This window comes from Rhodopseudomonas pentothenatexigens (assembly GCF_900218015.1).
Lineage (GTDB): Bacteria > Pseudomonadota > Alphaproteobacteria > Rhizobiales > Xanthobacteraceae > Rhodopseudomonas > Rhodopseudomonas pentothenatexigens.
Genome location: NZ_UFQQ01000001.1, coordinates 311,172 through 322,676, shown reverse-complemented (window position 1 = coordinate 322,676; position 11,505 = coordinate 311,172). Strand labels below are relative to the sequence as shown.

Genomic DNA, 11,505 nt, shown 5'->3' with positions numbered 1-11,505 from the left:
TCGTACTCGGCCATCAGAAACCGCCATTTCTGGATGTAATTCCGCTCGATCGTCCGGTCGAAACTGTTGTCGCGCATCGAAGCCTCCCTGATGGGTGGATTCGATCACCGAATTATTGAACTTGCACAGCAATGACGGGGATCTCGTTATCAGATTAGTCCGCTTCATCGATGCCAGGCTTGCCCTCCCCTAGGGCAGGGAGACCTCATCCTGAGGAGCCCGGCAAAGCCGGGCGTCTCGAAGGATGAGAAGCCGCATGGCTTGCGGCGCATGGTTCGAGACGGCGCTTCGCGCCTCCTCACCATGAGGTTTGTGCTTGTTGGGAGTACTCCGAAGTGCGCTCCAGATTCAACTGAGAACGGACCACCTCTAGCCTGCGGCTCTTATGACGCCGCGCGGCGACGGTCCTGCTGCACGACGCGGGTCAGGATGGCGCGGGCGGATTCGTCCGGCATCAGGGTGGCGACGCTGACGTCGGGATCGATCCGCGCCTCGCGCCGGGCGCTGTGGGCGGTCTGTCTGATCACGCTGCTGAGCCGGCGTGCGATCGCCTGGGCGCTACGCAGGTCGGTCGCCGCAAACACCACCAGCAGCGTGCCGTCGGTCTGCAGCGTGCCGAAGTCCATCTTGCGCATCAGCCGGCTGACGATCCGGGCGGCGTCGTTGACCGCCCGCTGATCGGCACGGTGCAGGACGAAGCGCGCGACCGACAGGCCTTCGCCGCGGCTCTGCGCCTGATACACCGCGGTGGCAAAATCGCGCTCGAACGCAGCCTCGGTGAGCAGGCCGGTGCGGGGGTCGAGCAGGCCGCCGGCATCGAGCGAAGCCAGCGTGCGGGTGAGGCGGGCCTCGAAGGCGTGCTGGCGCACCAGCGGCAGCGCGGCGCCGACGATCCGGGCCGGATCGCCATCGACGAATTCGAGATTGGGCAGCTCGAAGCTCCCGTGTGGTGCCGGTATGCCGACCACGATCGGCAGATGCCGGAATCGGGTGTCTTCCGACAGCACGGTGAGAAAGGCGTCGACCACGCGCGGGCTGAAGCCTTCGGCCAGCACGATGCCGTCGAGATCGCGGACGTTGAGATGCTTGGCGGCGGCCTCGATCGACAGCGCGCCGACCACCCCGACGCGTTCGCCGAGCGCGACCGACAGCGCCGGGTAGGCCGCGCCGCGGCCGATCAGCAGAACGGTGGCGTCCTGCAGCGGGTCGGTGTCGGACAGGTCGGTGAGGCCGCTCGGATCGGTCAGGCGCCGCATCGCGGTGGCGTGCAGCGTCCGCACCCGCAGCGCGGCGCGCAGCCGGGGCGCAAGATGGACCAGGTCGCGCGGATCAGCGCTGAACGGCATCACGTTGTCAGGCAGGCCGCCATCGGTCCCGATCGCGATCAGCGGCACGTAAGGCTGCAGCAACGCGATCTGGCGGGCGAGTACTTCGAGAGACCGAACCGGCGCTCCGCCATCCGCAACCACGGCCGACGGACGCAGCCTGCCGACAGCTTCGCCGGCCTCCGGCCACGATGACGCCAGCACTGGAAACAGTTCGGCGTCCGTCAGTGCTGCGAGGGTCGGCGAGCTTTCATCGTCGGTCACGACGAGGATAGGCGCGTGGTACGACATTCCGAGAACGGCTCCCGCGGTCGAGGCGGGAAACCGTAAGCGAACGCTGTTAATGCGGCGTCAACGTCGATGCGCGGTTTTCATCGACCTTTGGCGCGTCGCGGAAGGCCTCGACCATCAAAGGGTTTAGCCCGAGTTCTGCAAGTGCTTCACGAGCTCTTGGATTATCCTGGGCACGGCCCGCGAGGCGGTAGCCGCTGAGCCGGTCCGGCAGCGCGGTGAGCAGCGCGCCCTGGCCGAGCCGCTTCGCCCATTCCTGCAGGTCCTGGGCGAGGAAGCGATAGCCGCCGACCGCCATGACGCCGGCCGGCGGCGCGGTGATACAGACCGCGCCGGTGGTGCGGTCGAGCCTGGCCGCATAGCCGGTGTCGACGAAGTCCGGCGGCGGCGCCATCGGGATCGAGCTGTTGAGCGGCGGCAACGGCGCGTAGGCCGCAAGCGTCACCATCGGGCCGCGCAGTCCGAGCGTGCCTTTCGGCGTGATCAGGATTTCACCCGCGGTCGAACCGCCCGCATGGTCGCGGGGGGCTGTATGCGGGCCCGGCATGATCGCTGCCGGGGTGCCATCGGCGGTGCGTTGGGCACCGAACAGTCCGGCTTCGCCGAACAGATAGATATCGGTGAAGTTGGCCGGCGCGCCGATCCAGTTCGAACTGGAGGCGACCTGCTCGGGGGCACGCCACAGCCCGACGACGCTGCGCAGCGACGGCGCCTGTGCCGCGAGGCCGGCTTCGCCGAGCCGGAGCGCCAGCGGCGCCGGCGCCACCAGCGCCTGACAGCCGAGGTCGACCACCTGCCGCTCCAGCACGGTATCGTCGAAGGGGTGATGCAAGGCCAGCGTGCCGCCGCTCAGCAGCCACGGCACCATCGACGAAGCCAGCCCTGCGAATGTCGCCGGTGTCTGTGCCGACAGCATCACCGCGCCCTGCGGCATCGCGCTTTCGAGAAAGACCACCAACCCGCCGGCGATCAGATGCAGGTGACTGCGCGGGATCGCGCGGACGCCATCGCCGGTGGTGTCGAACGAGATCACCGCGGCGCGGCGGGCTTCCTGCAGCCCGGGAGCGGGCGGCAGCGCGCTGTCGTCGGTCATCGCGACGTCGAGCGAAGCCATGCCCTCGGGCAGGTCGTCGCCGAACCCGCAGACGTGGCGGATCGAGAACGCTTCCGCGGCGGCATTCATGGCGAGGTCGGCGTGGCTGACGCCGTCGATCCAGCGCGTCGAGACGATCGCCCGCGCGCCGGTGCGATTCAGCGCTGCGGTGAGATCGGCGTGGCGCCAGAGCTGCGGCAGCAACGCGACGACGAGCCCGGCGCGATGTGCCGCCAGCACGGTGAGCGGAAATTCGATGGTATTCGGCAGTTGCACCGCAATCACCGAATTGCTCGGGAGACCGGCGGTGACGAAATGCGCGGCCAGCGCCGAGATGGCGCGGTCGGCCTCGGCGTAGGTCATGCGCCGCGGCTGCTGCCCGGTGATGCGTTGCTTGTCCGGCGGGTCGATCAGCGCGATCGCATCCGGCTGACGGGCGAGGGTGCGGCGAAACAGTCCGTCGAGCGTCGGCGAGGTGTTGGGCTGGCTCACGGGATCACCTCTGCGGCGGGGGCTGCGGCGGCCGGTACCACCAAGTTTCGGGAAGATAACCAGTCAGGGCAATGTCCTCGGGACGTTCTATCCGATTCCAGCGCGCGATCCATTGCTCGCGGATGCTGTACACAGGGACCACGTAGAACCCCGAGATCAGCACACGGTCGAGTGCACGCACTGCGTCGACGAAATCGGCCCGGCCGCGGGCACGCAGCAGCGCGGCGATCATCGCGTCGATCGCCGGATCTTTGGCGCCCATATAGTTGCGCGTGCCCGGCGTGTCGGCGGCGTCGCTGCCCCAATAGAACGATTGCTCGTTGCCGGGCGACAGCGACTGGTCCCAGCGGTTCGGGATCATGTCGAAATCGTAGGCGAGGCGGCGCTGATCGAACTGCACCGCGTCGACGGTGCGGACCGATACGGCAATGCCGGCGCGTTTCAGGTCGCGGGCGAACGCCAGCGCGATCCGCTCCTGCTCGCGAGTGGTCACCAGCAGCTCGAAGGTGAGGGCCTGGTGTGTATCACGCCGGCGCAGCACGGTGCCGTCGAGCTGGTAGCCGGCCTGCTCGAGCAGGTCGAGCGCCCGGCGCAGGCCGGCGCGATCGCGCCCCGAGCCGTCGCTCTCCGGGAGCCGGTAGCTGCCGTCGAGAATGTCCGTGCGGAGCCGCGGCAGGTACGGCTGCAGCAGCCTGCGCTCCCCGTCGCTGGCGGCACGGCCGTAGGCCGACAGCTCCGAGCCGCCGAAAAACCCCGCGGAGCGGGTGTACAGATCGAAGAAGTAGCTGCGATTGATCCAGTTGAAATCAAACAGATTGAGCAGCGCCTCGCGCACCCGGACATCGGCGAATACGGGGCGGCGGGTGTTGAACACCAGCGTGTCGGTCGGCTCCGGCGTGCCAGGCTTGATCGCGTCGCGGATCACCTCGCCGCGCCGTGCCGCCGGAAAGTCGTAGCCTTCGCTCCACCGCAGCGGGTCGGTCTCGACGCGGAAGTCGTAAAGGCCGCGCTTGAACGCCTCGAACTGGGCGTTCGCCTCCCGGAAATAGTCGATCCGCACCTCGTCGAAGTTCCACAGGCCGCGGTTGATCGGCAGGTCGCGGCCCCAATAGTTCGGATCGCGGGTGAGGGTGACGCTGGTGCCGGCCTGAACGTTGGTGACGCGGTAGGGGCCGGAGCCGAGCGGCGGCTTCAGCGAGGTGTCCTCGAAGCTGTCCGGATCGACCGCGTGGCGCGGAAGCACCGGCATCAGGCCGAGGATCAGCGGCAGTTCGCGGTCCGGCACCCCGCCGAAATCGAACCGGACGGTGAGGGGATCGAGGGCCTCTGCACGGGCGACCTTGCCGTAATACAGCCGGTGGTTCGGCCGCCCCTTGTCGCGCAACAGGCGCCACGAGAACAGCACATCCTCGGCCGTGACAGCCTTTCCGTCGGAGAACTTGGCGCGTGGATCGATCCGGAAGGTGACGTAGCTGCGCATGTCGTCGGTTTCGACCGAGCGCGCGAGCAGTCCGTACAGTGTGAACGGTTCGTCGTGGCCGCGCGCCAACAGGCTCTCGATCACATAGCCGCGCATCTGCTGCACTGCGATGCCTTTGACGATCAACGGATTGAGGCTGTCGAAGGCGCCGACCACGCTGGCGATCATTCGGCCACCCTTCGGGGCCTCCGGATTCACGTAAGGCATCGCGGCAAAGTCGGGCGGTTGAGCCGGTGTGCCGTGCATCGCAATCGCGTGGCTGACGATCCCCGGCGTCTGACCTGCGGCAGGCGCGCTGTCCGCTGCCGCGCTGCTGCACCATGCCGTTCCGATCACGGCGGCGCAGGCGAAAGCCTTGATCCGGCGGATGAAGCGGTGATCTGATTCGGCGCGTCCCACGCCTTTATTTTTACCACATCGGCGCCGGGAAACCGGCGCCGAAGGATTGTTGCCATTGATCTTTTCGTTCGCCGATGTATTGAAGGCGGGCAATCGATGATGCCCACCGGCTCGTCACGTAACCGCCTCAATTGGCACCGAGACAGCGGCCAACGGCCGAATGTCGCTCCCGCGTCGCGGTTGGGGTGCGCGACCGTTTCAGAAAGGGTTTTCCGAATGAAGTCTTGCAACTTGGTCGTGTCGGCCGGGCTGCGCGGGCGGGCCTTCGCCCTGCTGGCAGCGACCGCGTTCGCCGCGTTGACCATCGCCCCCGGCGCGCAGGCCCAGCAGCAGCCGGCGGCCCCGAAGGCAGCCCCCAAGGCGGCGCCGAAGGCCGCGCCGGCGCCGGCGCAGCAGCAGGCTCCTGCGCCCGAGCAGCAGCAGGTGCAGCTGATCTATGCGCCCTGGACCAAGTTCTGCCTCAAGGGCCAGGACGCCAATGCCAAGCAGGTGTGCTTCACCGGCAAGGACGGCCGCATCGAATCCGGTCAGCCGGTGATCGCCGCGGTCATCATCGAGCCGGAAGGCGAGCCGAAGAAGATCCTGCGCGTGACGCTGCCGCTCGGCATGCAGCTCGTCCACGGCACCCGCATCATCGTCGACAGCAACGCGCCGCAGCAGAGCCCGTATGTGATCTGCTTCGCCAACGGCTGCATGTCGGACTACGAAGCGACGCCGGATCTGATCAATCAGCTCAAGAAGGGCCAGAACCTGATCGTGCAGGCGATCAATTCCAACGGCGCGCCGCTGACGCTGCCGCTGCCGCTGGCCGAGTTCGCCAAGGCCTATGACGGCCCGCCGACCGATCCGAAGCAGTTCGAAGAGACCCAGAAGAAGCTGCAGGAAGAATTGCAGAAGCGCGCCGAAGAGCAGCGCAAGAAGCTCGAGGCGCAAGCGCCGGCGGGCGGCAATCCGGCCGCGAAGTAACGCGCTGCAGGTCTCCACAAATGCGAAGGGCGCCCCGGTGGGCGCCCTTCGTCGTTTGAGCGATCGATCGATGTCGCGCGGGCGGATCGCTGCCCGCGCCGGCGAGGCCAGCTAATTCAGCGACGGATTGCGCGGCCGGTAGCCGCCGGATTTGTCCTTGATGAAGATCTCGGCGACCTGGGAATGCCGGATCGGCTCGCCGGAATCGTCGGGCAGCAGGTTCTGCTCCGACACATAGGCGACGTACTCCGACTCCGCATTCTCTGCGAGCAGATGGTAGAACGGCTGGTCCTTGCTCGGCCGCACCTCTTCGGGAATCGCCAGCCACCATTCTTCGGTGTTGGCGAATTCCGGATCGATGTCGAACACCACCCCGCGGAACGAGAAGATCCGGTGGCGGACGATCTGGCCGATCTGAAACTTTGCGGTTCGCGTTTTGATCATCGGAGTCGGATAGACCAGCTTGGCGGCGGACGCTAGTGGTAAACCGGCGAGTCTGCCCCGCGGTGGCCGACCCGGGGTTTCCCTGATACCGCACGGTTCCATCCCCGCTGCCGCATCCCGCATGATCGACATTCTCAACCTCGCGCTGCCGTATTTCGGCCTGATCTTCGTCGGCTTCGCCTGCGGACGCTGGAAGAAGTTTCCCGAGGCCGGCTTGGTCTGGATGAACTTCTTCCTGGTGTTCGTCTCGCTGCCGGCGCTGTTCTTCCGGATCATGTCGAAGACGCCGTTCGAGGAGCTCAACAATCTGCCGTTCGTGCTGGCGACGACGCTGGCGACCGCAATCGCGTTCTTCCTGTCGGGGATGCTTGGCCGGCTGATCGGCAAGCTGTCGATGCGCGAGGCGACGATGGCGGCTCTGTCGGGTGGATACGGCAATATCGGCTACATGGGCCCGGGCCTGGCGCTGGCTGTCCTCGGCACGCAGGCGGCGGCCCCGACCGCTCTGATCTTCTGCTTCGACACCATCTTCCTGTTCTCGGTCGTGCCGCTCGGCATGGCGCTGACTGCCGCCGACAAGCGGCCGCTGATCCCGACCATCCTGGCGGTGCTGCGCGAGATCCTGCTGCATCCGCTGATCGTCGCCGCCTATTGCGGAGCGGCAGCCGCCGCGTTCCATGTCGAGCTGCCGGTCGCGGTCGACAAGATGCTGGCGTTCCTGCAGAACGCCGCGGCGCCGGTGGCGCTGTTCACGCTCGGCGTCACCGTGGCGCTGCGGCCGCTCGGCCGGGTGCCGTGGGAGATCCCCAGCCTGGTGGCGGTCAAGCTGCTGCTGCACCCGGTGATCGTGTTTGGCCTAGTGCTGGCGTTCGGGCCGTTCTCGCCGGTATGGGCGGCGACCGCGGTGCTGATGGCGTCACTGCCGCCGGCGCTGAATGTGTTCGTGATCGCCCGGCAGTACAACACCTGGGTCGAGCCGGCATCGGTGGCGGTGCTGATCGGCACGTTCGTCTCGGTGGTGACGCTCACCACCGTGATGTGGCTGATCCGGACCGGGCAGATCCCGTTCCCGGGGTAGGGGCGTCAGATCGAGCGCCAGAACGGCGACAGCCCCTCGCGCATGGCGAAACGGCGCAGCGGGCCCACCGCCCCGAGCAGCTGCATCCCCGCCGCCCGCACCATCTGCACCGGTAACAAGCCACTGAGCAGGGTGCGGTTGGCGATGTCGATCGCGGCGGTGCGGCTGGCGATGTCCGGGCCGCGGCTGCGGCCGTAGCGTGCCAGCACCGCATCCGAGCCGATATCGGCGCCGCTCTCGATCGCTTGGCGCACGATCTCGGCGAGGTCGCCGGCGTCGCGCAGCCCCATGTTCAGCCCCTGCGCCCCGATCGGCGGCACCACATGAGCGGCCTCACCCACCAGCGCAATCCGCCGCTGCGCGTAAGCGGCAGGCTTCTCGATCGCCAGCGGAAACAGATTGCGGCCGGGCTCGACGGTCATCTTGCCGTAGATCGACTGTGACTGCTTTTCCGCCGCAGCCGAGAGTTCGTCATCGGACAGCGCCATCAGCCGCTGCGCTTCCTTCGGCGCCGCGACCCAGACGATGCTCATGCGCTTGCCGGGCAGCGGCACGAACACGCACGGGCCTTCCTTGGTGTGAAACTCGGTCGAGATGTTGTCGTGGGAGCGGGTGGTCTTGACGTTGAAGGTCAGCGCCGACTGGTGCAGCGCCCGGCTGTTCACCTTGATGCCGGCGGCTTCGCGGCACTGCGATTGCCGGCCGTCGGCTCCCACGACGAGTGTTGCCGACAGCGTCGTGCCGCCGCGCAGCCGCACGATCGCTTCGTCGTCGCCCGGAACGACGCTGTCCGCCTCGTCGTCGAACCGCTCGATGTTCGACAGTTCGGCGGCGCGCTCCTCGAGCGAGATCAGCAGCGTACGATTCTCGATATTGTAGCCGAATGCGTCCATGCCGATCTCATCCGACACGAACTTGACCTCAGGTGCCCGGATCAGCCGCCCGGTATCGTCGACCAGCCGCATCGCCCGCAGCGCCGCGGCCTTGCCCGAGCAGCGCCGCCAGACGTCGAGCCGGTCCAGGATATCGATCGAATCGCCGAGCAGGGCCGTGGTACGGTTGTCGCCGTAGGGCATTCGCCGAGCGACCAGGGCGGTGATGGCGCCGCTGTCGGCGAGCGCAATGGCGGCGGTGAGGCCGGCGGGGCCGCCGCCGACCACGATGGCATCAAAGTTGTTGGGCTCGAGCAGGCTCTGGGTCATGCCGGGGACAATTGCCCCGGCCCGCGACGATTTCAAGTCCGCCGCGAAACATTAACGTTCCTAGTCGTTTGCGCGACCGAACGCCGCAACGATTGTGCAGATCGCCTCTCAACCTGATATGCACGACGTTCGATGACACCGCAGGACCCTCCACCGCCACTTGGATCGCACTTACGTCGCGCTGCTGCGCTGGGCGTGCACCTGTTGACGGCTGCGGGGGCGGCGGTCGCGCTTCTGGCGCTGCTGGAAGGGGTGCGGCAGCATTGGGCGGCGATGTTCGGCTGGCTCGGCCTGGCGCTGCTGATCGATGCGATCGACGGCCCGCTGGCGCGGCGGCTCGACGTCGCCCGGCTGCAGCCGCAATGGTCGGGCGACGTGCTCGATCTGGTTGTCGACTTCGTCACCTACGTGTTCGTACCGGCCTACGCCATCACCGCCAGCGGCCTGCTGATGCCGATCGCGGCGCCGGTGCTCGGCGTCGGCATCGTGATCAGTTCGGCGATGTACTTCGCCGACCGCCGGATGAAGACCGAGGACAATCACTTCCGCGGCTTCCCGGCGCTGTGGAACGCCGCGGCGTTCTATCTGTTTCTGCTGCACCCGCCGGCGATCGTCGGCAGCGTCGGGATCGCCGTCTTGATCGTTCTCACCTTCGTGCCGTTTCGGTTCGTCCATCCGGTGCGCGTGGCGCGGCTGCGCGCGCTGACTTTGGCGCTGACCGCGCTGTGGGCCGTGCTGGCCGGCTACGCGATCCTGCGCGATTTCGAAGTCGCAGCCCCGGTGACGATCGCCCTGTGCGCGATCGCGCTGTATCTCGGCTGCGCCGACACCGTCCTCCGCTTGCTCCGACGAGACCCCCGATGATCGAACTGCTCTCCAGCCCCGAAGCCTGGGCCGCGCTTTTGACGCTGACGGCTCTCGAAATCGTCCTCGGCATCGACAACGTGATCTTCCTGTCGGTGCTGGTCTCGCGCATCCCGGAACCGCAGGCGACCCGGGCGCGGCAGATCGGACTCGCGCTCGCGCTGCTGTTCCGCCTGCTGCTGCTGAGCGTGCTGGTCTGGCTGATCGGACTCACCGCACCGGTGTTCAGCATCGCCGACAAGGCGTTCTCGTGGCGCGACATCATCCTGATTGCCGGCGGTCTGTTCCTGATCGCCAAGGCGACCCACGAAATTCACGCCGAGGTCGAAGCCAATCACGGCGAGACGCAGGCATCGACCGCCGACCGGGCGTTTTTCTGGGTCATCGCGCAGATTGTCGTGGTCGACCTGGTATTTTCGATCGATTCGATCATCACCGCGATCGGCATGGCCCAGGATATCGAGATCATGGTCGCCGCGGTGCTGATCGCGATGGCGGTGATGTACGTCTCGTCCGGTCCGGTGGCGCGGTTCGTCTCCGAACATCCGACCACCAAAATGCTGGCGCTGGCGTTCTTGGTGCTGATCGGCGTCGCGCTGGTGGCCGACGGCTTCGCCTTTCACATCCCGCGCGGCTACGTCTACTTCGCGATCCTGTTCTCGGCGGCGGTGGAGTTCTTCAACGTGCTCGCCAAGCGCAACCGGCTGAAGCCGCGCTGAACGGCCGGCCGCCGCCGGCCGGTTGACAACACCGGGGCGATGGCTTTCGGTGACGCTCAGATGAGACCGAGGGGACGAGAATGACGAAGGCGGTGCGGGTGCATCAGGTGGGCGGACCGGAAGCCCTGGTCTACGAGAGCGTCGAGCTGACGCCGCCGGGCGAAGGAGAGGTCCGGATCCGCCAGCATGCGGTCGGCCTCAACTTCATCGACGTGTATTTTCGCACCGGCCTGTACAAGGCGCCGACGCTGCCGTTCGTGATCGGCAACGAGGCGGCCGGCGAGGTGGTCGCGGTCGGTCCGCACGTCACCAATTTCCATCCCGGCGATCGCGTTGCGTATTATTCGAATCTCGGCGGCTACGCCACCGAGCGGAACATCGAAGCCGCCAAACTGGTGAAGCTGCCCGACCACATCACCTACGAGCAGGGCGCCGTGCTGATGCTCAAGGGCCTGACGGTGTGGTACCTGCTGCACAAGACCTTCAAGGTCGAGCCCGGCCATCGCGTGCTGATCCACGCCGCCGCCGGCGGCATCGGGCTGCTCGCTTGCCAGTGGGCGCGGGCGCTCGGCGCGCATGCGATCGGCACCGTCGGCTCGAAGGCCAAGGCCGACCTGGCGCTGGCCAACGGCTGCGATCACGTCATCCTCTACAACGAGGAGGACTGGGTGGCGCGGGTCAAGCAGATCAGCCGCAACGAACTGTGCGACGTGGTCTACGACGGCGTCGGCAAGGCGACGTTCCCCGGTTCGCTGAAGTGCATCAAGCCGCGCGGGCTGTTCGTGTCGTTCGGCAATGCGTCCGGTCCGGTGCCGCCGTTCGCGCTCGCCGAACTCAACAATCACGGCTCGCTGTTCGCGACCCGGCCGAAGCTGAACGACTACGTCGGCACCCGCAAGGAGCTGATCGAAGGCGCCGACACGCTGTTCTCGGCGGTGATCGAAGGCAAGCTGCACGTCCCGATCAATCACGCCTACGCGCTGAAGGACGCCGCGAAAGCGCATATCGATCTGGAAGGGCGGGTGACGACCGGGGCGTCGATTTTGAAGCCGTAAGGTCGTACAACATCACCCCATCGCGAGCCGTCACCCTCCGCGAAAGCGGAGGGCCCAGTATTCCGGAGCGCTGGTGTAAAGCAATCAGCGCTCTGCA

Annotated in this window: 10 protein-coding genes; 5 read left to right on the top strand and 5 right to left on the bottom strand. The window is 67.0% G+C overall.

What is annotated here, in order from left to right:
• Window positions 1-383: 383 nt before the first annotated feature.
• The 3 genes from DWA33_RS01555 to DWA33_RS01545 are packed head-to-tail and all read right to left on the bottom strand — an operon-like array spanning window position 384 to window position 5,080.
• Window positions 384-1,616 carry a GGDEF domain-containing protein gene (locus DWA33_RS01555; protein ID WP_114356348.1) on the bottom strand — a complete coding sequence of 411 codons (1,233 nt, stop codon included), beginning with the start codon at window positions 1,614-1,616 and terminating at the stop codon, window positions 384-386.
• Between the two features lie 49 nt (window positions 1,617-1,665).
• Complete coding sequence (locus DWA33_RS01550; protein WP_114356347.1) at window positions 1,666-3,201, bottom strand: class I adenylate-forming enzyme family protein; 1,536 nt, start codon at window positions 3,199-3,201, stop codon at window positions 1,666-1,668.
• A gap of 4 nt (window positions 3,202-3,205) precedes the next feature.
• A complete protein-coding gene (locus DWA33_RS01545; RefSeq protein ID WP_114356346.1) occupies window positions 3,206-5,080 on the bottom strand; it encodes an extracellular solute-binding protein in 1,875 nt (624 codons plus the stop codon).
• A 216-nt stretch (window positions 5,081-5,296) separates the two neighbouring features.
• On the opposite strand from DWA33_RS01545, the gene DWA33_RS01540 reads away from it, so the two are divergent.
• Window positions 5,297-6,046, top strand: a complete 750-nt coding sequence (locus DWA33_RS01540; protein ID WP_114356345.1) for an invasion associated locus B family protein — start codon at window positions 5,297-5,299, stop codon at window positions 6,044-6,046.
• A gap of 111 nt (window positions 6,047-6,157) precedes the next feature.
• On the opposite strand, the gene hspQ is transcribed toward DWA33_RS01540, so the two are convergent.
• The gene (gene hspQ, locus DWA33_RS01535) at window positions 6,158-6,490 is read right to left on the bottom strand and encodes a heat shock protein HspQ (protein WP_011158219.1); all 333 of its coding nucleotides are present in this window, start codon (window positions 6,488-6,490) and stop codon (window positions 6,158-6,160) included.
• A gap of 121 nt (window positions 6,491-6,611) precedes the next feature.
• On the opposite strand from hspQ, the gene DWA33_RS01530 reads away from it, so the two are divergent.
• The gene (locus DWA33_RS01530) at window positions 6,612-7,568 is read left to right on the top strand and encodes an AEC family transporter (RefSeq protein ID WP_114356344.1); all 957 of its coding nucleotides are present in this window, start codon (window positions 6,612-6,614) and stop codon (window positions 7,566-7,568) included.
• 5 nt (window positions 7,569-7,573) lie between these two features.
• Here DWA33_RS01530 and DWA33_RS01525 read toward each other — a convergent pair whose 3' ends face one another.
• Complete coding sequence (locus tag DWA33_RS01525) at window positions 7,574-8,770, bottom strand: UbiH/UbiF family hydroxylase (RefSeq protein ID WP_114356343.1); 1,197 nt, start codon at window positions 8,768-8,770, stop codon at window positions 7,574-7,576.
• A gap of 132 nt (window positions 8,771-8,902) precedes the next feature.
• On the opposite strand from DWA33_RS01525, the gene pcsA reads away from it, so the two are divergent.
• The 3 genes from pcsA to DWA33_RS01510 all read left to right on the top strand — a co-directional run bounded on the left by pcsA (window position 8,903) and on the right by DWA33_RS01510 (window position 11,408).
• A complete protein-coding gene (gene pcsA, locus DWA33_RS01520) occupies window positions 8,903-9,634 on the top strand; it encodes a phosphatidylcholine synthase (RefSeq protein WP_114356342.1) in 732 nt (243 codons plus the stop codon).
• Entirely contained in the window at window positions 9,631-10,353 is a 723-nt protein-coding gene (locus tag DWA33_RS01515) for a TerC family protein (protein ID WP_114356341.1), read from the top strand. Before pcsA ends, DWA33_RS01515 begins: the two co-directional genes overlap by 4 nt.
• Window positions 10,354-10,433: 80 nt before the next feature.
• On the top strand, window positions 10,434-11,408 hold the full coding sequence (locus tag DWA33_RS01510) for a quinone oxidoreductase family protein (protein WP_114356340.1): 975 nt from the start codon (window positions 10,434-10,436) through the stop codon (window positions 11,406-11,408).
• Window positions 11,409-11,505 lie beyond the last annotated feature (97 nt).

Excerpts from the sequence above, each read along its gene's own strand:
- DWA33_RS01555 (WP_114356348.1), bottom strand. The coding sequence starts at position 1,616 with ATGTCGTACCACGCGCCTATCCTCGTCGTGACCGACGATGAAAGCTCG.
- DWA33_RS01540 (WP_114356345.1), top strand. The coding sequence starts at position 5,297 with ATGAAGTCTTGCAACTTGGTCGTGTCGGCCGGGCTGCGCGGGCGGGCC.
- hspQ (WP_011158219.1), bottom strand. The coding sequence starts at position 6,490 with ATGATCAAAACGCGAACCGCAAAGTTTCAGATCGGCCAGATCGTCCGC.
- DWA33_RS01530 (WP_114356344.1), top strand. The coding sequence starts at position 6,612 with ATGATCGACATTCTCAACCTCGCGCTGCCGTATTTCGGCCTGATCTTC.
- DWA33_RS01525 (WP_114356343.1), bottom strand. The coding sequence starts at position 8,770 with ATGACCCAGAGCCTGCTCGAGCCCAACAACTTTGATGCCATCGTGGTC.
- pcsA (WP_114356342.1), top strand. The coding sequence starts at position 8,903 with ATGACACCGCAGGACCCTCCACCGCCACTTGGATCGCACTTACGTCGC.
- DWA33_RS01515 (WP_114356341.1), top strand. The coding sequence starts at position 9,631 with ATGATCGAACTGCTCTCCAGCCCCGAAGCCTGGGCCGCGCTTTTGACG.
- DWA33_RS01510 (WP_114356340.1), top strand. The coding sequence starts at position 10,434 with ATGACGAAGGCGGTGCGGGTGCATCAGGTGGGCGGACCGGAAGCCCTG.